The sequence below is a fragment of the Xylocopilactobacillus apis genome (assembly GCF_033095965.1).
GTDB lineage: Bacteria > Bacillota > Bacilli > Lactobacillales > Lactobacillaceae > Xylocopilactobacillus > Xylocopilactobacillus apis.
In genome coordinates this window covers 427,671-449,146 of the sequence record NZ_AP026801.1, presented here as the reverse complement: position 1 = coordinate 449,146, position 21,476 = coordinate 427,671, and the positions used below count along the sequence as shown (strand labels likewise).

The 21,476-nt window shown below is 36.9% G+C and carries 11 protein-coding genes; 4 read left to right on the top strand and 7 right to left on the bottom strand.

Features of this window, described 5'->3' with window-relative positions; all coding sequences use genetic code 11:
• Nucleotides 1-20: 20 nt before the first annotated feature.
• On the bottom strand, nt 21-923 hold the full coding sequence (locus R8749_RS02065; protein ID WP_317697546.1) for a proline iminopeptidase-family hydrolase: 903 nt from the start codon (nt 921-923) through the stop codon (nt 21-23).
• Nucleotides 924-1,068: 145 nt separating this feature from the next.
• Here R8749_RS02065 and R8749_RS02060 point away from each other — a divergent pair, with 145 nt between their 5' ends.
• From R8749_RS02060 to R8749_RS02050, 3 genes are read left to right on the top strand one after another with little or no spacing between them, the layout of a single operon-like run.
• Nucleotides 1,069-2,907 carry a heavy metal translocating P-type ATPase gene (locus R8749_RS02060; RefSeq protein ID WP_317697544.1) on the top strand — a complete coding sequence of 613 codons (1,839 nt, stop codon included), beginning with the start codon at nt 1,069-1,071 and terminating at the stop codon, nt 2,905-2,907.
• Nucleotides 2,908-2,947: 40 nt separating this feature from the next.
• Nucleotides 2,948-3,298: an HIT family protein gene (locus tag R8749_RS02055; RefSeq protein WP_317697542.1), complete on the top strand. Its 351-nt coding sequence runs from the start codon at nt 2,948-2,950 to the stop codon at nt 3,296-3,298.
• Nucleotides 3,299-3,300: 2 nt separating this feature from the next.
• On the top strand, nt 3,301-4,176 hold the full coding sequence (locus tag R8749_RS02050; protein ID WP_317697540.1) for a GNAT family N-acetyltransferase: 876 nt from the start codon (nt 3,301-3,303) through the stop codon (nt 4,174-4,176).
• Between the two features lie 239 nt (nt 4,177-4,415).
• Here the strand turns inward: R8749_RS02050 and R8749_RS02045 are convergent, their stop codons facing one another.
• The 3 genes from R8749_RS02045 to rpoB all read right to left on the bottom strand — a co-directional run bounded on the left by R8749_RS02045 (nt 4,416) and on the right by rpoB (nt 16,615).
• Nucleotides 4,416-8,738, bottom strand: coding sequence for an immunoglobulin-like domain-containing protein (locus R8749_RS02045; RefSeq protein WP_317697538.1), 4,323 nt, complete (start codon nt 8,736-8,738; stop codon nt 4,416-4,418).
• Between the two features lie 383 nt (nt 8,739-9,121).
• Nucleotides 9,122-12,916 carry a DNA-directed RNA polymerase subunit beta' gene (gene rpoC / locus R8749_RS02040; protein WP_317697536.1) on the bottom strand — a complete coding sequence of 1,265 codons (3,795 nt, stop codon included), beginning with the start codon at nt 12,914-12,916 and terminating at the stop codon, nt 9,122-9,124.
• Nucleotides 12,917-16,615, bottom strand: a complete 3,699-nt coding sequence (rpoB, locus tag R8749_RS02035; protein WP_317697533.1) for a DNA-directed RNA polymerase subunit beta — start codon at nt 16,613-16,615, stop codon at nt 12,917-12,919.
• 269 nt (nt 16,616-16,884) lie between these two features.
• Between rpoB and R8749_RS02030 the strand changes: the two genes are divergently transcribed.
• Entirely contained in the window at nt 16,885-17,793 is a 909-nt protein-coding gene (locus tag R8749_RS02030) for a metal ABC transporter solute-binding protein, Zn/Mn family (RefSeq protein ID WP_317697532.1), read from the top strand.
• Nucleotides 17,794-17,795: 2 nt separating this feature from the next.
• Here the strand turns inward: R8749_RS02030 and R8749_RS02025 are convergent, their stop codons facing one another.
• The 3 genes from R8749_RS02025 to fusA form a co-directional block, all read right to left on the bottom strand.
• Nucleotides 17,796-18,587 (bottom strand): metal ABC transporter permease, encoded by a 792-nt coding sequence (locus tag R8749_RS02025; protein WP_317697530.1) that lies wholly within the window; start codon nt 18,585-18,587, stop codon nt 17,796-17,798.
• Complete coding sequence (locus tag R8749_RS02020) at nt 18,574-19,287, bottom strand: ATP-binding cassette domain-containing protein (RefSeq protein ID WP_317697527.1); 714 nt, start codon at nt 19,285-19,287, stop codon at nt 18,574-18,576. Before R8749_RS02020 ends, R8749_RS02025 begins: the two co-directional genes overlap by 14 nt.
• 77 nt (nt 19,288-19,364) lie before the next feature.
• Complete coding sequence (gene fusA / locus R8749_RS02015) at nt 19,365-21,464, bottom strand: elongation factor G (protein WP_317697524.1); 2,100 nt, start codon at nt 21,462-21,464, stop codon at nt 19,365-19,367.
• Nucleotides 21,465-21,476 lie beyond the last annotated feature (12 nt).

Sequence of the window (21,476 nt, the reverse complement as noted above, 5' to 3'; positions counted from 1 at the left end):
CTATTCGAACTTTGATTTATTTAAAATTTATTATTTTCTACATCAGTAATAAATTGTGCTAAATGATCATAATAATGCTTAGGATTGTCTGTCATTCCGTGATGTCCTGAATCTGGTGTAATTGAAAGACGAGATCTTGGAATATCTTTTTCCATTCTTTTGGCAACATCAACCGGCATTGTTTCATGATCGGAAAATACCAAATATGTTGGCATTGAGAGATCTTTTAATTTTCCACGCAGATCAAATTCTTTCAACTTTCCAGTAACAACAAATTCGTTATCCCCTTGGAATGCGCCATAAACATCTGTTGCCATTGTATCAATTAAATGACTGATTGCGGGAGTTTCTCTTCGATCCACAAACTGATCGTTAAGTTTATCTACATATTTCTGATACTTAGGATCGTCCCAATTTTTTTCATCTTCAATTTTCTTCATGTAAGCTAGTTCATCTGGGTTTAAAACCTCTGCTCTTCTAGCATTAACAGCTGCCACGTATTCTTCGGTGTTATCAATCATTGAAGAAATAATGGCACCTTTTAAATGCTTTCCATACTTTAATCCATATAATTGAACTAAAGCGCCGCCCCAGCTTTGACCAATCAGATAAAAATTATCTAATCCTAATTTCTTTCTTACTTCTTCAACTTCATCTATATAATAATCATAAGTTAAAATCGAAGCATTTTTCGGATCACTGAAATCGGGCTGATCGGAATAAAATGAACCTAATTGATCATACATATGAACCTGAACGTTCAGTCCCCGCTGAGCTAACTGCTTAGCAGTATCTTCCCAATATTCATGGGTCCCCCCAGGTCCTCCATGTAATGCCAATAAATGAATGTCCCCTTCTCCTTGAGTATTTGTCCATAAATGATAGCCATTATCAAGTGTTAAAATAGTTGTCCCTTTTTTCACAAAAATCCTCTTTCCTTTTTAAAATATACTTTAATTCTCCCTATAAATTAGTTTACTTGCAATTTTTCTTTCTGTGTTTTAGAATGATTCTAAACTACAAAGAGGGGAAGTAATTAAAATTACTAATTTACAAAAATTCTTAATCGTGCTGGGAGTTGGATTTACTTCATTAATCTTAACGTTTGCTTTTAAGCTTCCAACTGCAGCCAATCTTTTAATCATTATTGCCGGAACAATCATCGCTTTTTCGATGTTAATCGAGATGATTAAAGTTCTAAAAAGCGGAAACTTCGGTGTCGATCTTCTAGCAATTATTTCAGTAACTGCCACAATTATAGCGCAAGACTACTGGGCTGCACTAATTATTTTGATCATGCTGACGGGCGGTGATTCTCTTGAAGACTTTGCTTCCAAGAAAGCCAGCGCCGATCTTTCAATGCTCTTAGATAATTCGCCTAAAATTGCTCATATTGTCAAAGGAGAAACAATTACAGATGTATCCGCTGAGGAGGTTAAAATTGGCGAAATTTTACTAATTAAGCCAGGTGAAGCTGTTCCAGTAGATGGAATCATTACTAAAGGCGAAAGCAGCTTCGATGAATCGACGATGACTGGTGAATCAAAACTTATTAATCGCAAGATTAATGATGAATTAATTTCTGGCTCTGTTAATACCGATCGACCAGTTTATCTTAGAACCGGAAAACTTGCTAAAGATTCCCAGTATCAAACCTTGGTTAATTTAGTTCAGACCGCCAACCTAAAGCCAGCCCGATTTGTTCGTTTAGCCGATCAGTATGCTTTACCGTTTACCATCATTTCAGTTTTAATTGGTGTTTTGGCCGCTGTAATTGCTAAAGATCCACACCGTTTTGTTCAAGTAGTCGTAGTAGCTTCTCCCTGTCCTTTAATTTTAGCCGCCCCGGTTGCTATTGTATCAGGTATGAGCCGCGTTACCCGCCACGGGATTATTTTGAAAACTGGAACTGCACTCGAAAAACTGGCAAAAGCTAAATCAGCGTACTTTGACAAAACTGGTACTCTCACTCGAGGTGAATTAAATGTCAAAGACCTTGTCACAACCAGTGATTTATCAAAAGAAGAGCTGACAAAACTATTTTATAATCTTGAAATTAATTCAAATCATGTCATGGGCAAAGCGATCGTCAGTTTTGCTTTAACCCAAGGATTTAACAATAAAATTGAATTTGATCAAATTAAAGAATTAACGGGTCAAGGCATTGAAGCCTTCTATAATTCTCATCATATCCGTGTCGGCAGTCTTGGTTTTGTAACTAACAAACAAAGTGAAATAGAAAAATATGATCTTCAAAATACCGATCATTCACAGGTCTTTTTATCAATCGATGAGATTGTCAAAGGTTACGTTCTTCTAGCTGATCAAGTTCGTCCTGAATCTGCCCAAACAATCAAGGATCTTCAAGCTGTTGGCATTACAAACATTGCAATGTTAACCGGAGATACTAAGGATACTGCATATAAAGTAGCTCAGCCGCTTGGAATTAATACCGTTTATGCTGAATGTAAACCGCAAGATAAAATTAAACTTGTTAAAGAAGCTCCAAGTGCTAAAAGACCATTGATTATGGTAGGAGATGGAGTTAACGATGCACCTGCAATTGCAGCGGCTGATGTCGGAATCGCAATGGGTGCAACTGGAGCTAGTGCAGCATCTCAAACTGCCGACGTAGTGATTGTTAAAAATAATATTCATACTCTTTTAAATGCAGTTGATATTTCCCGCTACACAATGAAAATTGCCCGTGAATCTGTCATGATTGGCATTGTGATCTGTATCGCTCTAGAGCTAATTTGTGCTACTGGAGTCGTTCCAGTTATTATTGGAGCATTGTTGCAAGAAGTAGTTGATACTGCATCAATTCTCTGGGCATTAAGAGCACGGGTTAGTAAAGAAAAGTTGAAGACTTCCCATCAACAAACATTAATACCAAAGCAAAGCTAAAGTTTACCAATTGGTAAGCTTTTTTTGATATTATAAAGACATGAAAGATAAAAACTGCGTTTTCTGTCAAAAGGAAAATCAAGATTTTATAATACAAAATGAACTTGCAGGCGCTTTTTGGGATCTTCATCCAATTAATCCTGGTCATTTATTAGTGATCCCTAAACGACATACGGTTGAATATTTTTCGTTAACAATGCCTGAAATAATTGCAATTAATGAGTTAATCAAAGAGGCAAAAGTTTTACTTGATCAAAAATATCAACCCAAAGGTTACAATTTATTAGTAAATAACGGTCACTATGGTGGTCAATCTATTATGCATTGTCACGTACATTTAGTCCCTCGATATCCTGATGACGGACTCTTTATGCCAAAGAAGAAAGATTAAATATGAAAATTACTGAACTAACTACATTATCTAAAGATCAAAAACATCAAGTTGATGATTTAATTAAACAAGTTAAGGAATTCGATCAAACTTACCGAGAACCCTACCTTAGTAATCAATTTAATTACTTTCCCGAAATGCCAACCTTCTTTCTGGCTCTAGAGAATCAAAATCTCGTAGGATTTATGATGTTATACGCTGATGAGGAACCCGACGAATCAGTTGATGTCAATATTTATGTTTTACCCGATAAAAGACGTCAAGGCATCGGAACAAAATTACTTGAAGCGGGTAAAAAAGTGCTGCATGAATATGGATATCATGATTTTAACTTTTATACAGAGAAATCTTTTCTTGAAAAAAATCCTGATTTTTTAACCAATACTAAACTTGAGATTAAAGAAGAAGATAGTGAATTTCAAATGTGCAAAACAACAGCTGACAAGTTCACAATCGATTCAAATCTTTCAGTCCGAATTCTCCAAGAATCTGATTTAAAGACTGTAATCCCAATGTATTGTGAGGCCTTTGATGATGTTTCAATTCGCGAAGCTGAGCAATATTTATCAGAAGGCATTAAAAGTTCTACCACCCTTAACTATTTACTAGAAAACGAGGGTGTTCCAGCTGGGCTTTGCAGCGTTGACGTTGGAGATAAAAGTTACTATCTTTTTGGTTTGTTGATTTCTCAAAAATACCGTAATCAAGGACTGGGAAGTAAATTTATAAAAGAAGTCATGCAAATTTTGACTGCTAGAAAGGCCCTACCGTTTGTTATTGGCGTTGAACAAAATAATTCAGCTGCCTATCATGTATATCAAAAGGTAGGGTTTACGACTCAAACTGAAATTTACAATTTAAAATGTAAAAAAAGGTAATCGCCTAAATCGTTCTCTCTAATATGATGAGTTATTTATTATGAGCAAAAGATATATAATCAATTTTTGACTTTTCCATTCATTAATTGCAAAAAAAAAGACTCGGTATGTTGCCCCGAGTCTCTTTTGATTTGTGCAGTAGCCGGTATGTTGCCCCTTCCACTGCTTAACTTGTACTATACAAAAAGATTGAGAATTATAAAAGTGAACTCTAAATTTAATGAATTTAAATCTATATTTTATTTTGCCTTATATTTTGCGTACTCTCCTTGGACCCATTGATCCCTTCCAACTTTGTAAAAGCCATTCTGTTTTCCAGATGTCTTCCACTTGCTGCCATGTTTTAATTTCCTACCATAATAATATCCATTTGTCGTACTTGCACTCTTCCATAAATTAACTCCATAACCCTTCTTATAGTTAATTGTTACTTCCCCATTAAGTCGAGTCATTGTATTTATTGGACTGAATGTTGCATACTTACCGTTGATCCATTGGTTCTTACCTACTCGGTAGTATAAGTTCCCTTTGCCATCAACAGCTTTTTGACTGATCTTCCAAGAGGTAGCATGTGCTAATCTCTGACCAGTTGCTCCACCTGCTGGTGCATTATAAACCATGATGCCATATCCTGGAACATAGTTGATATAACCTACTGCTTTCATATCAGTGATTGTCCAGTCTGTTGTTGCTTCTTTTGGCAATACAGTAATGTTTCTAATCATCGTTGTACTTGCACCACTAATACTTGTTGCCTTGTAGGTTAACTGATAAATACCAGGGGTGTGTGTATCAACAAGTCCTGTAACTGTTACTTGTGGAGTCCCGTCACCATTCTTTGCGATGCCTTCATAGTTTGGAAGTTTTGAGTAATCTCCACCATAGTTGTTGAAGATTGACCATGAACCTACGACCTTGAATTCATGTTCATTGAAGCTGTCACCAACATTAATTGTTGAATCAGTGCTTCCCTGAAAGGCAAATACAGGAGCTGACGCATCACTTACTGTTATTGGTACGGTAATGCTTGCAGTGTCTTTGGCATTGTCCGGATTAGTATAGGTATAAACGACTGGATATGTTCCTGCTTTTGTGATATCTAATTTGCTGACATCTGCGGTTACGGCAGTGAATGGAACACCTTTAATTGTGCTCTTACCATCAACTGTCTTTAAATCATTTCCCCCGCGATAGAAATCGCCTGAGAAGTTATTTATTGCATCTTTATACTCACCACTGTTATCAGTGTATCCTTTAGGCCATTGGATATATGAATTCTTGCTGTCTGAATTACTAATACCGAAACCACCATACATATAAAGCGGTGAACTTACACCAACGCCTGCGTCAGTCTGCTTAAAGCTGCCATCATTCTGCTGCCAGCTGCCAAGGAATGAACTAACAAGGGTCTGCTGTAATTTATTTGTTGAAACTTTACCGCTCGCATCAACAAAATCAGGATTACCTGCAATAAGAACTCTACTCAATAAGTTCTTGAAGTTCTGCGGTACATTAGCATTTGTTAACACTGCTCCATCATCATACGTTGTTGTATAAGGACGAAGATTAACGTTAAATGGATCATTACCACTAGATACATCTGTTGTAGAGAATGATGGTTTTGTATCCTGCTTAGCAGGAGCTGCAACTGCTTCTTTGTCATAAACTACAACATTGATGCGCACCGTTCCAGCATTCTCTCTAATTCGAGGTAATGACGCTTCTAACCACTTAGTACTCTTAACAGTATCTACTGATTTACCAGTAACTTTAGCTACTTCACCTGCCAATGCATCAACAGAAACACCTTGTTTTTCAGCTGCATCTTTAAGATCTACTAACTTATAACCACTTTCAGCTGTAAATTCTGCTTTAGCTGAATCAGTTCCATTATCAGTAACTTTTTTATTATCATCATTCTTAGAAGGATCACTGTTTTTAACAACTGTTTCAAGAATCTTACTTGGATCACTATCTACAGTACTGTCACCAGTCTTAGACACCATGTCACTTGAAACTGGTCCTACAGAGAAATCTTGTGATACGAAAAAGCGACTGTTATTTTTATGATTACCAGTTTTTGAAAATTCACCCTCAGGATTGTTGTAGAGATTAGAGTTGTAAGAAGCCTTCTTCGAATCACTGCTTTGAACTGCGTGATAATTTACAGCATAAGATTTTACAGAGGTCTCTTTATCTGTGCCGTTAGGATTTATCTCAATAAAACCTTCAATGTAGTATTTTGAGACAAAGTTAGGTGAATCAACATTACCAATTGTTCCTGGACCAAGAACAGAATTAGCACTAGCCGCTAAATTATTATAAATCAACGGAGTGGCCCCTGTTGACGAAACAACATTCTTATCCCAAGTTTGAACAAAAAACATTGATTGACTTTTAGACTTTTTCTCTTTTACTAATGGATATAATTTTTCATCCCTACCAGACAATGACTTTCCATCTCCAAAGACATTATTATCTATCTCCGATGAGATGGTGGTAAATGCCGCTGGTGAAAGATAACCTTGTGGATCTAAATTTATAAAGCCGAGATCACCATCTTCCAACGAACCCTCAGTGCCAACAACCCCATACTTACCAGAAAAAGAATCTATTAAATCTATTCCATCTAAATATTGTGATTTTACTGGAATTTTTAACGTTCCATTGCTATCAAAACTTCCGACGTAATAATAAATCTTTCTTCCTGTCCCGGTTTTTTCTCCAGTATAAACAACTTGCGCAGTACCTGGGTTTAATTCTAGCCTGGTATCTGAATTTAAGTCCGACTTTTCATTATTTGGGTCATTAAAATCAACAGCTTCTTGTGGTTTAATGGTGTCTCCTTGAAGACTATTGCTGTTAGTTCTTTCTGCACCTTGACTACTTACAACAGTTGAATAAGGATTGTTATAAGACTTGTACAGCCAACTATTCACAGGAGCTTCATAAGTAAAACTCTTCTTAACTCCTGAATTAGTATCTGTACTTGAAAAGCTTCCGCTATTTACAATACTTTTTGCAACTTCGGTTTCATCTTTAAGCTGCGAACTACCATTTACAAAATGGTTGGCATCATATGCTTCTTTAGTGTAATTCGTTGGACTAAATAAATGTCCTACCTTACCAATATTACTTTTATCATCAGATGATTTAACTACTGCAGCGTTTTGAATTCCTGAGTCACTGTTAGATTTCATGTAATCCTGAATTTCAACAGAAGTGGGATCTTTTACAAATGGACTAGCTTCTAATTCATTGGCATTAGGAACCTTTGAAGCCGATTTACTAGTAAAATTATCACGAAATTCTGTATTAGTATCCCACATATGATTACTGTGACCAAACCAACCCTCAGATTGGTTAAAAAGATTATTGTACTCAATAAATCCTGATTTATCTTTATCAGGCCCCTTCATACTATGACCAATTGTCGCTGCCCCGTTAACTAAAGTGTCGAAATTTCCATTTAAACTGATTTCTTGATTCTTATGTTCATAAGAATGGGCCTCGTCTCCACCCTGCACAGCCTTCATCGGAGCAGTATCCTTCAAAGAATTATTAGAAGCTAACTTCTTCTTTGAAATTAACTTCGCAATTTCTTTAGCAGTTGTGCCGCGTGGAACTACAATCGTTCCATCTCCATTGCCATCAACCCAATAAACAGAGTTATTTGTAATCTTAAGATTATTGACGACACTTTGAGAAGCAGTGGTCAAATTAAGTCCTGCGATGTCACGATTACCATTATCTTTTTCTAAAGCATAAAGACTTCCATCAACATAATTGTTTAACTTATAACCGTTAAGCGTTTTAGGAAGAGTCTTATTGTTCAACTTGAAAACAGCTGTCGCCTTTTTACCAGTCGATTTACTTTGCGCAACAATTGTAATACTTGTTGTCGATTCACGAATAATATTCGCCTCATTCTGCGCAACATTATCGTAACCATTAAGGTAAATCTGAGCATAAGCATCGTCAGCATTTCCAAAGAATGCGCTGCCTAATATATCAGATATATTATGACCTAATCCCTTACCAGTTGGATCATCCAGAATTTTTCCACTGAGAACAGCTCCCCCATTTGAATCCTCTGGATCAAAACCATCACCCTTTTCTGCAGCTTGTTCTAATTTAGCACCGATTCCGCTTTTAGCGTTGTTAAAGTTTAGGATTTGAGCTATGAATCCTAAAGCAACACCATACTTATCTTTATAGCTTTCATCAATATTATTTCCCATTGTATCGTTAAATAATATTTTTCGTGCATTAGAGCTGCTGTCATTAGTAGCAATCGAAAGATCGATCAATTGTTTAACCAACAACTGACCAGTTGGATGATCACTGAGAGCATCTTTAGTTGGATGCCAATCAACAATACCATCACTAGGGCCAGCGTTTTGTAAGAGTCGATCATACTCACTGAGACCCGGAGCTTCTAGATCGTAGTCCCAGTTGTTATCGGCTTTAACCGGTACGGGAGTTATAGCAGTAAACGCACTAGTAATAGGCGACAGCAATAACAAAGTCGTACCAGCTAAACCCGTTAATTTTAACTTCATAAATTCCTCCTTTTTTAAAGATTTATTAAAAGCTCGTAATATATTGTACTATACTTTTTTACTGTTTTTTTTTTTTTTGTTATTAGCGTCTTTTTATAGTCGAAAGGAATAAACGAAATAAATTCAATTTCCTATTGGACCGGGCTTTTAAAGCAATTTTATGACGCTAATAACAAATTTATTATTTCGAAAATTTTTTTAAAAATATTAAAAAAAATAAAGCTGAACTTTCGTCCAGTTTCATATTTTATGAATAATTTATTATTAGTAATGTGTCAGTAATTGTTGAATTTATCGAACTCATCATTCTAAAGGCGTATAAAAAAAAAGAGCATTGACCGTTTCCGACCAACACTCCTTAAGTTAGAGTCTTTTGAATTTAACTATTCGTAATTATTTGGTGCTTTGTCGTTTTTGATTCTCTCGTAGAGATTTTCTTCCGACTTGTATTTCTTTTCTAATTCACTAACTGTCTGTTCATCAGCTTCGATCGGAACATCAGCAATTGGCTCCATCTCTCGATAGCGTTTCATCCCAGTACCAGCAGGAATTAACTTACCAATAATAACGTTCTCTTTAAGTCCAATTAATGGATCATTCTTACCACGAATTGAAGTATCAGTAAGAACTCTTGTTGTTTCCTGGAATGATGCAGCTGACAAGAAACTATTAGTTTCAAGGGCTGCTTTAGTAATTCCTAGAAGAACTGGTCGTCCTGTTGCTGGAACTTTACCAGACTTAATCGTTGCAGCATTTTGATCTTCAAAATCGCTTATATCCATCAATGTTCCAGGTAAAATATCTGTATCAGCAGGATCCATAACCCTAACTTTTCGTAGCATTTGACGAACCATTACTTCCAAATGCTTATCTGAAATATCAACACCTTGCATGCGATATACCTTCTGAACTTCTGCTAACAGATAAGCTTCAGTTGATGCAGTATTTTTCGTTTGCAATAAGTGTTTTGGATCAATTGAACCACCAGTCAAGCGATCTCCACGTTCAACAATATCTCCCTGCGCAACCGCTAAACTTGCTGTATAAGGAATCGTATAAGTCTTTTCTTCCTCATTACTGCGAACAACAATTTCACGAGTATGAGTCGCTGGATCTTCATTGATTGCGACAATTGTCCCAGCTACTTCAGTAATTGTTGCCTGCCCTTTAGGATTACGAGCTTCAAAAATTTCTTCGACACGAGGAAGACCTTGAGTGATATCTTCACCTCCGGCAACACCACCGGTATGGAAGTTACGCATGGTAAGCTGAGTACCTGGTTCACCGATTGACTGAGCAGCAACAGTTCCTACTGCTTCACCTACTTCAACCGCAGTTCCAGTAGCTAAATTACGACCGTAACATTTACGGCAGACACCGTGACGAGTTTTACAAGTAAACAATGAGCGAATCGTAACTTTTTCTACGTTATGATCAATTAACATCTGAGATGTTTTTTCATCAAGATATTCATTAGCGCCCATCAACTTCTCTCCCGTTTCAGGATCGAAAACTGATTTCATTGTATAACGACCTAATAATCGATCGTAGAGCGGTTCAATCAGTTCAGTACCTTCCATGATTGCTGACACTTCTACTCCGCGATCAGTTCCACAGTCATCTTCTCTTACGATCACATCTTGAGCAACATCAACCAAACGACGAGTTAAGTAACCAGAGTTTGCTGTCTTCAAAGCTGTATCAGTCATTCCTTTACGAGCCCCGTGGGTCGACATAAACATTTCCAAAACACTAAGACCTTCGCGGAAGTTAGAAGTAACTGGTACTTCCATCATTCCTCCGTTAGGTGCAGCCATCAAACCACGCATCCCAGCTAACTGAGTAAAGTTAGAAATATTACCACGAGCTCCAGAGTCACTCATCATTGAGATTGGATTTTTCTGATCAAAAGAAGCCATTAATTTGTCTTGAATCTCATCTTTAGCATCATTCCAGACCCCAATAACCCGATCATGACGTTCTTCTTCTGTGATTAATCCACGACGGAACTGATTAGAGATTGTTTCAACCTTCTTATGAGCTCCAGCTACAATTCGTTTTTTGTCCTTAAGGTTAGTAATATCAGCAACTCCTACTGTAATTCCGGAGTTAGTAGCTTCTGTATACCCTAAAGTCTTCATATCATCTAAGAGATCGGTTGTTCGCTGAACTTTATAAATCTTAAATACTTCAGCAATAACATCACTTAAAAATCCTTTCTTAAATGGTGTTACTAACTCTCTTGCAGCTAAAATTTCGTTAATATTTTCGCCGTTTTTTAAGAAGTATTTATCAGGGACTCCATTTACCAAATTATCGGTTGTCGGTTCATTTAAGAACGGAAAATCTTCCGGCATGATGGTGTTGAAAATTAATTTTCCAACTGTTGTCAGCATAATCTCTGATCTTTGTTCTTCGTTAAACGGTTTTTTAGGCATTGAAGAAACTGCTACACCAACTCGGCTATGCAGATCAACAAACCCACTCTGATATGCCATAATTGCTTCATTAGCATCTTCAAAAATTGATCCTTCGCCAACGCATCCGCTCTCTTCAATTGTCAGATAATAATTACCCAAAACGATATCCTGCGAAGGACTAACGATTGGTTTACCATCTTTTGGAGCTAGAATATGGTGAGCTGCTAGCATTAATAAACGTGCTTCAGCTTGAGCCTCATCAGATAATGGCACATGAACCGCCATCTGATCTCCGTCAAAATCGGCATTATAAGCTTCGCAAGCTAGTGGATGTAAACGAATTGACTTACCATCAACCAAAACCGGTTCAAAAGCCTGAATTCCCAAACGGTGTAACGTCGGGGCACGGTTCAATAAGACCGTTCTTTCCTTTAAGACATCTTCAAGAATATCCCAAACTTCATTATCTTGGCGGTCAATCATTCTGCGAGCGCTCTTAACATTTGTTGCAAGCTCTCTGTTCACCAACTCACTCATTACAAAAGGCTTAAATAATTCAAGCGCCATTGTTCTTGGCAGTCCACACTGTGAGAATTTCAAAGTAGGACCAACGTCAATAACCGAACGACCAGAATAGTCAACACGTTTACCTAACAAGTTTTGACGGAAACGTCCTTGCTTTCCTTTAAGCATATGACTTAATGACTTCAATGGACGATTTCCCGGACCCGTAACTGGACGGCCTCTTCGACCATTATCAATTAACGCATCAACTGCTTCTTGAAGCATTCTTTTTTCATTTTGAACAATGATTCTAGGAGCATTAAGTTCTAATAATTTCTTTAAACGATTGTTACGGTTAATAACACGACGATAAAGATCATTTAAATCACTAGTTGCAAAACGTCCACCTTCAAGTTGAACCATTGGACGAAGATCAGGAGGAATTACTGGAATTGTATCCATTACCACCCATTCTGGATGATTTCCTGATTTAAGAAAAGCTTCTAAAATGTCTAATCTTCTAATATCACGAACTCGCCGTTGCCCGCTAGCCTCTTTGAGTTCTTGCTTTAATTCAGCAACTGTTTTATCAAGATCAACTCGTTTCAAAAGATCTTTGATACCTTCAGCACCCATTTTAGCAATAAAAGCATCTTCACTTTGAAAACTGTGAGCACCGAACTTTTGAAAAGCCGCCATATAATCATCTTGAGAAAGAACTTGACCAACTTTTAAGTCAGTTTCCTCAGGATCTGTAACAACTTTATAAAATTCTGCCTGTTTATCTCGATATTCTTTTTCAGTTAAAATCTGCTTCTCTTCCAAAGTAGTTTTACCTGGATCAATAACGATATAAGCTGAAAAATAAATTACTTCTTCAAGAACTCTTGGAGAAACATCAAGAATTAACCCAATACGAGAAGGAATGCCTTTAAAATACCAAATATGAGTTACAGGCGCTGCTAATTCGATATGTCCCATTCGTTCACGACGAACCTTGGAACGTGTAACTTCAACCCCGCAACGATCACAAACAATTCCCTTATAACGAATCCGTTTGTACTTACCGCAAGCACATTCCCAATCCTTTGTTGGTCCAAAAATTCGTTCGTCGAACAAACCATCACGTTCTGGTTTTAAAGTTCGATAATTGATCGTTTCTGGCTTCTTAACTTCACCATAAGACCAGCTTCTGATCTTGTCTGGCGAGGCAAGACCGATCTGCATGCTATCAAATTTATTAACATCAATCAATTATTTTGTGTCTCCTTTCTGGGAGTTTGAATCGTTATTAATTCCAAAAGCTTTTTCAAGTGCTGCTGCATCTGCTTCATCAGTGTTTTTTGCAGCACTAGGATGAGCTTTATCACTTTCATTCTCTAAAACTGCTTTTTGGACAGCAATTTCATCAGCGTATTTCTGAAGAGCATCTACTACAACAGTTTTCGAACCGTCTTCGTCCATATCACGTAGATCCAGTTCATTCTTTTGAGCATCAAGAACTCGAATATCTAAGCCTAATGACTGCAGTTCTTTAATTAAGACACGGAATGATTCTGGCACACTTGGTGCTGGAATCGTTTCTCCTTTAACGATTGCTTCATAGGTCTTAACACGACCGGTAACATCGTCAGATTTATAGGTCAAAATTTCTTGAAGAGTATGAGCTGCACCGTATGCTTCCAGTGCCCAAACTTCCATTTCACCAAAACGCTGTCCACCAAATTGTGCTTTACCGCCTAATGGCTGCTGAGTAACTAATGAGTATGGTCCAATTGAACGTGCATGAAGTTTATCATCAACCATATGAGATAACTTCATGTAGTACATGACTCCAACTGAAACTTTGTTTTCAAACGGTTCACCCGTTCGTCCATCATAGAGATAAGTCTTACCATCAGCATCCATCCCAGCTTTTCTGACTGTACTCCAAAGGTCTTTATCAGTTACTCCATCAAATACAGGAGTTGCAATATCAATTCCTAATTTTTTAGCAGCTAAACCTAAGTGAAGTTCTAACACCTGTCCAATATTCATACGAGATGGAACACCCATTGGTGACAAGAGAATATCAACTGGTGTACCATCCGGCATAAATGGCATATCTTCTTCTGGTACAACGATTGAAACTGTACCTTTGTTTCCGTGACGGCCTGCCATCTTATCCCCTACTTGGATCTTACGTTTTTGAGCCACAAAAACTCGAACCAACATGTTAACTCCAGGCGGTAATTCATCTCCAGCTTCTCTTGTAAAGATTTTAACCTTTTGAATAATTCCATCGCCGCCGTGAGGAACTCGAAGCGACGTATCACGAACTTCTCGTGATTTTTCACCAAAAATTGCATGAAGCAATCTCTCTTCAGCTGATAATTCAGTCATTCCTTTCGGAGTTACCTTACCAACTAAGATATCTCCTTCACGAACTTCAGCACCAATTCTAACAACCCCTAATTCATCAAGATCTTTTAAAGCATCCTCACCAACATTAGGAATTTCACGAGTTACTTCTTCAGGTCCTAATTTAGTATCACGGGATTCTGAAATGTACTCTTCAATATGAATTGAAGTATAAACATCATCTTTAACTAAACGTTCGGAAAGAATAATGGCATCTTCGTAGTTGTACATGTTCCAAGTCATAAAGGCAACTAACGGATTTTGCCCTAGAGCCAGCTCACCATTAGACATTGCTGGACCATCAGCGATGATCTCACTCTTATCTACATGATCTCCCTGTTTAACGATTGGGCGCTGATGATAATCTTTACCTGCATTTGACCTGCGATGGATCATCATCTTATAAGTATCTAAAGTCATATCATCGCGGCGAACTCTAATCTGATTAGCATCGACATATTCAACTGTACCTTCATGTTCTGCAAGAACTGCTAAACCAGAATCATGAGCTGCAATATATTCCATCCCCGTTCCAACAATTGGTGCATGAGGTTGAATCAAAGGCACTGCCTGACGCTGCATGTTTGCTCCCATCAATGCTCGGTTCGAGTCATCATTTTCCAAGAATGGGATACAAGCCGTAGCAACTGCAACTACCTGTTTAGGTGAAACGTCCATGTAGTCAACATGTTCAGGAGTTGTTTCAATATTATCGTCTTTGTGTCTTGCGAGAACGGTATCTTCAGAAAAACTACCATTTGGTTTTAAAGGAGAGTTAGCCTGAGCAATCGTGTAATTATCTTCTTCATCAGCTGTTAAATAATCGATTTTATCAGTAACTTTGTGGGTTTTCCAGCTAACACGACGATAAGGCGTTTCGATGAAACCATATTTATTAACAACCGCATACGTTGCCAAACTGTTAATTAATCCAATATTTGGCCCTTCAGGAGTTTCAATCGGACACATTCTTCCATAATGGGTGTAGTGAACGTCACGTACTTCATATCCGGCACGATCACGAGTCAAACCACCAGGTCCCAAGGCACTTAAACGACGCTTATGAGTCAATTCTCCTAAAGGATTTGTCTGATCCATAAACTGGGATAATTGAGATGAACCAAAGAATTCCTTAATAGCTGCAACTACTGGTCGAATATTAACCAATTGCTGTGGAGTAACTGTCAAAGGATCTTGAATTGACATTCTTTCACGCACAACTCGTTCCATTCTAGTTAAACCAATTCTAAATTGATTTTGTAACAATTCACCCACTGAACGAATGCGTCGATTCCCTAAATGGTCAATATCATCAGTAGTTCCAATACCATAACGAAGGTTCAAGAAATAATTAACTGCAGAAATAATATCAGCAACTGTTAATTGATGAACTGATTCTGGAATATTTGCATTACCAATTAATTCAACAACTTGTTCTGGATCATTTGGACTGTAAACTTTAATCGATTGAACTACAACTTCATCTTCCAATACACCATCTTGAGAAGGCATAAATGAGCGAGTTTTAAAGTCCATCCTTCGGAGGTAACGTTTTAAAGGTGTCTTTTCTTCATCCTCTTTACCGCTGCCTTCCATTAACTGGCGATCAATTTTAGTACCTTTAGAAGCAATAACTTCACCAGTATCCGGATCAACCAATGTCTCTGCCAAAGTTAAACCAACCAAGCGGTTTTCTAATGAGAGTTTTTTGTTGATTTTATATCGGCCAACTGATGCTAAATCATAACGTTTTGGATCAAAGAATCGAGCATATAAAAGTGAACGAGAACTTTCAGCAGTTTTCGGTTCACCAGGACGTAAGCGTTCATAAATTTCTTTCAAGGCTTCATCAGTTCTAGAATCAGAAGAATTCTTATGAATATCTTTTTCCATTGTTAACTGCAATGAATCATCGTCACCAAAAATTTCGGTAATCGTACTGTCTGAGCCAAAGCCAAGTGCTCTAATTAAAACTGTAATTGGAATCTTACGCGTACGATCGATTCTTGCATATGCTAATTCTTTACTGTCAGACTCAAATTCAAGCCATGCACCACGGTTTGGAATTACCGTCGTGCCATAGTTGACAATACTGTTTTTATCGGTTGAACTGTTGAAATAAACTCCGGGAGATCTCATTAATTGGGAAACAATTACTCGTTCAGCACCATTAATAATGAAAGTTCCTTCATTAGTCATCATTGGAAAATCACCAAAGAAAACATCTTGAGTTTTTATTTCACCAGTTTCATTATTAGTAAGCCGTAAATTCACATACATCGGCATCGAGTAATTTGTATCTCTTTCTCTAGCCTCATCAACTGAATATTTTGGTTCTTTAAAAGAATAGCCGTTATATTCAAGTGTCAAAATACCTTTGAAATCATCAATTGGCATAACATCATTAAACATTTCTGTAATTCCTTCATCAAGAAACCACTGAAATGATTTGGTCTGAATGTCAATTAAATTTGGTATTTTTAAAACATCTTTGATGCGGGAAAAGCTTTTTCGTACTTGATGTTTACCATAATTCACGCTATGTTCAGCCATTTATACACTCCTTCTTAGTATCAAGACAGATCTTTAGCCCACGAAACTTTAAAAAAAATTAACATTTTTTTAGTCTCCTAGAGCAAAAAAAATCCCACATACTCAAAAAATTGATATATGTAGGAATCACTGTAATGGACAATAGATCAAAACAGAGTCTCTATCTTTGTTTAACAATTGTAACCCAAGTTTAATTATAATTCAACATCATAAAACATTTTTTTATAAAAATCAAGATATTTAAAACGAATATGATAGAATTGGTTCAAATGAAGAAAACAAGAATAATCGTAATTATAATTGCATCGTTTTTAGCTGCCCTTTTTCTCGGATTAATTCTGTTCAGCGGCAGTCCTAAAAACTCAACCCAAGATAAAAATCATCAAAAAATAAATATTGTCACTACAACTGACATCTATGCCGAAGCTGCTGGTAAAGTTGTTGGCAATAAAGGAACAGTTAAATCCGTTATCGATAATCCGCATGTCGATCCCCACGATTTTAAACCGACAACTCAAACTACTAGATTTGTTTCAAATGCTGATTTAGTTGTCAGTAACGGGTTGGGATACGACGACTGGGTTAATCCGATCGTTAACAAACAGCCGTGGATTAATGTGGGACGTGATATTGCTCACAAAAAAAGCGGCGCTAACCCTCACTTATGGTTTGATTATGAAATTATGGAGAAATACACCAAGTATCTAACTGCAAAACTTAGCGATCTTCAACCAGAAAACAAAAAATATTTTTCTACAAACGCCAAAAAGTATCTAAAGTCAATGGAACCAATCTATAAAAAATCAGCTGTAATTAAATCTTTAAAATCCAATTCTTTCGTCGACGTAAGCGAACCAATTTTTGATTATGCATTGAATAACTTAGGGTTTACGATAAATAATCCCGCATTTTCTAAAGCAATTGAAAACGAAACTGATCCCGCAATCAAAGATGCACAAACTGTGGTTGATGATTTTAGAAATCATCGTGTCGCCTTTTACTTACATAATATTCAAGCTGAAAACAATACAACAAAATCGATTTTAAAGGATGCAAAAAAATATCAGATTCCAATTCTTTACTTAACTGAAAATAAGCCGAAAAATTTAACTTACATCAAATGGCAGCTTGATATCTATGACAAGCTAGAAAAACTATTAATGAACAATAAAAACTAAATTTATCTAATAAACTTTTTCGCAATTAAAGTTGCAAAGAAGAGAATTGCTTCAATTAACGTAATGAAGAAAGTTACTGGCAGATCAGTAACATAAGATAAATAAAGTCCACCCCAAGTTCCGATTAATGCGCATAAAACGCTCAAAATAATTAATTCACTGAAGTTTCTACCCCAGTAAAAAGCAATTGCCGCAGGCAGCGTTAAGAGGACAAATATTAACAAAGCACCTACAATTTGAGCTGCAACGCTGGCAGTAAATGCTGTCAAGATCAAAAAGATTAAGGAAATCCAGTAAGTTTTTAAACTCGAATACTGAGCAGCAATTGGATCGAAGGAATCAAACTTCAATGGACGAAACATTAACAAAATTGTAATTAAGACAATCCCTGCAACAACTAAAATTTGAATGACATTTTGTTTAGTAATTGCTGTGATACTTCCAAACATCAAAGTCGTTGTATAACTGGCATTCCCCTTAGCTAAAGTGAGAAATAACGCTCCTGATCCCATAAAAAGGGCGGAAATCACACTAACCAGCGCATCATTTGAAGAAAATTTATTAGCCCCAACACTTGTCATCACTGCTGCTAACGTGGTGAATATTAACATCCCCGTTATCGGAGGTAATCCCGCAAAAATACCAAAAGCAGCTCCTGAAAATCCAATTTCAGAAATCATATGAGTTAGAAAAGGTAACTTTCTAATTAAAACAAAGGTGCTCATAATGCCACAGACTATCGCTATAACAGTCCCTGATACAAAAGAATTGAACATAAATTCAGAATTTAACATTGGCATCCTCCAGTAGTGTCTGATCTCCAACAGAATAAGTGGAATCACCATTAAGCATTAAAATTTTGGTGCTGTTATTTTTAACAGATTCTGGATCATGAGTAACTAAAACAATCGTGACATTGTCTTTAGTTTGAAGCAATTTTAAAATTTCCATTACTTCATCTTTCGAACGTTCATCTAAGCCATTTGTTGGTTCATCTAGAATTATCATTTCTGGATTATTAACTAATGCTTGAGCAATATACGCCCGTTGCTGTTCACCACCCGAAGAACTCGCTAACAGATTATCCGACTTATCAGTTAATCTTACTTTTTCTATTGCTTCACTAACTTTTTGCTTATCGCTTTTAGTTAACCAAGGAATTAGATTATTAAACAATCGTAAACCAACAAAACTAAATATGTTCAGAGGGTAGTTTTCAGAAATATTACGTGTTTGTGGAACAAAACTAATTTTACTAGGCCCAAAATTGCTTCCAACATATTCAACCTTACCACTTTTAGGAGTCAGTTTTTTCATAATTATGTGGAGTAAAGTGCTCTTTCCCGTTCCGTTAGGACCGATAATTGACAAAAAGTCTCCTTGTTCAATTGTCAAATTCAAATTATTAAAAAGGGGTCTTTTTTCAAACCCCATTGTTAAGTCTTTTACTTGTACCAGTTTTTGATTTATACTCATAGCCTCTATTCTAAACAAAAAAATCACTCCTGTATATTGCAGTAAGTGATGATCATGAAAATTTTGAAAATAAAAAAGGCCATCAGGCCTAATTTTTATTTATCAGAAGAATTACCACCGTTTTTCTTGATAATTTCTTCTTGAATTGACTTAGGTACAGCTTCATAGTGATCAAAAGTCATTGTGAAAGTACCACGTCCCTGAGTTGCAGAACGTAAAGTAGTTGCATACCCAAACATTTCAGCTAATGGAACAAAACCATTAACTACCTGAGCATTACCACGAGCTTCCATTCCTTCAACTCGACCACGACGAGCAGTAATCTGACCCATAATATCACCAAGATATTCTTCAGGTACGATAACTTCAACTTTCATGATTGGTTCCAAAATCACAGCACCAGCTTTTTTAGCAGCTTCATGTAATGAAATAGATGCAGCAACCTTGAAAGCAGCTTCAGATGAATCGACTTCATGGTAAGAACCATCGTAAAGTCTTGCTTTAACGTCAATCAATGGATATCCAGCTAAAACACCGTTAGCCATTGCTTCTTTCAAACCAGCTTCGACTGATGGAATATATTCACGAGGAACAACCCCACCAACGATCGCATTCTCAAATTCAAAGCCTTTTCCTTCTTCGTTTGGTGTAAATTCAATATAAACATCACCATATTGACCTTTACCACCACTCTGACGAACAAATTTACCTTGAGCAGAAGCTGGTTTAGTAAATGTTTCTCGGTAAGCAACTTGTGGTTCACCAACTTTAGCTGCTACCTTGAATTCACGGCGCATTCTTTCAACCATGATATCCAAATGCAATTCACCCATTCCAGCGATCAAAGTCTGACCAGTTTCGGCATTTGTTTCTGCTTGGAAAGTAGGATCTTCTTCAGCGAGTTTTTGTAAAGCCACATCTAGTTTATCACGATCTTCTTTTGAATCTGGTTCAATTGAAACCTGAATAACTGGGTCTGGGAAGACCATTGATTCAAGAATTAACGGATTATTAACATCAGTTAGAGAATCCCCTGTTGTTGTATTCTTCAAACCAATTGCTGCTGCAATATCTCCTGAGAATACTTCAGAAATTTCTGTCCGGTGATTAGCGTGCATTTGAAGAAGACGCCCAACACGTTCACGTGAGTCTTTAGTTGCATTTAAAACATAAGAACCTGATGGTAGAGATCCCGTATAAACACGAATATAAGTTAAACGTCCAACAAACGGATCTGTTGCAATCTTAAATGCCAAGGCAGCAAATGGTTTATCATCACCTGCAGTTAATTCAACATCTTCTTCAGTTCCTGGTTTATGAGCAATATAAGGTCTAACTTCAAGAGGTGATGGAAGATAATCAACTACTGCGTCCAAAAGCATTTGAACACCTTTATTCTTAAATGCTGAACCTACTAAAACAGGAAAGAATTTAAGATCAATAGTTGCCCGACGAATACCAGCTTTTAATTCTTCAACAGTGATTTCTTCACCGTTAAGATATTTTTCCATGACATCATCATTAACATCAGCAACAGCTTCAACTAACTCATCATGCATTTTTTTAGCTTTATCTTGATATTCTGCCGGAATTTCAACAGTATCCCATTTATCACCAATTTCGTCTACGTCATAAACGTAAGCCTGCATAGTAATTAAATCGATAATTCCGCTGAATTGATCTTCTGCTCCAATTGGGATTTGGATTGCATGAGCATTTGCCTGCAAACGATCATGAATTGTTTGAACTGAATAATCAAAATCAGCTCCAATTTTATCCATTTTGTTAACGAAAACAATATTTGGAACGTTATAGTTAGCAGCCTGGCGCCAAACATTTTCTGTCTGCGGTTCTACTCCAGATTGAGCATCCAAAACTGTAATAACTCCATCTAATACACGTAAAGAACGTTCAACCTCGATTGTAAAGTCAACGTGTCCTGGGGTATCAATGATATTGATTCGATAATCTTTCCACTGAGCTGTAGTTGCAGCAGAAGTGATCGTAATTCCACGTTCTTGTTCTTCTTCCATCCAGTCCATCTGAGATGCACCTTCATGGGTTTCACCAATCTTGTGAATTTTACCAGTATAAAAAAGAATTCTCTCTGTAGTTGTTGTTTTTCCCGCATCGATATGGGCCATAATACCGATATTTCTCGTTTTAGCGAGTGGAAATTCTCGTTTTGCGGCCATTATTTTCTACTT

What these genes read in the sequence shown, in the direction of transcription:
- R8749_RS02055 (WP_317697542.1), top strand. Translation starts at nt 2,948, where the DNA reads ATGAAAGATAAAAACTGCGTTTTCTGTCAAAAGGAAAATCAAGATTTT.
- R8749_RS02050 (WP_317697540.1), top strand. Translation starts at nt 3,301, where the DNA reads ATGAAAATTACTGAACTAACTACATTATCTAAAGATCAAAAACATCAA.
- R8749_RS02045 (WP_317697538.1), bottom strand. Translation starts at nt 8,738, where the DNA reads ATGAAGTTAAAATTAACGGGTTTAGCTGGTACGACTTTGTTATTGCTG.
- rpoB (WP_317697533.1), bottom strand. Translation starts at nt 16,615, where the DNA reads ATGGCTGAACATAGCGTGAATTATGGTAAACATCAAGTACGAAAAAGC.
- R8749_RS02030 (WP_317697532.1), top strand. Translation starts at nt 16,885, where the DNA reads ATGAAGAAAACAAGAATAATCGTAATTATAATTGCATCGTTTTTAGCT.
- R8749_RS02025 (WP_317697530.1), bottom strand. Translation starts at nt 18,587, where the DNA reads ATGTTAAATTCTGAATTTATGTTCAATTCTTTTGTATCAGGGACTGTT.
- fusA (WP_317697524.1), bottom strand. Translation starts at nt 21,464, where the DNA reads ATGGCCGCAAAACGAGAATTTCCACTCGCTAAAACGAGAAATATCGGT.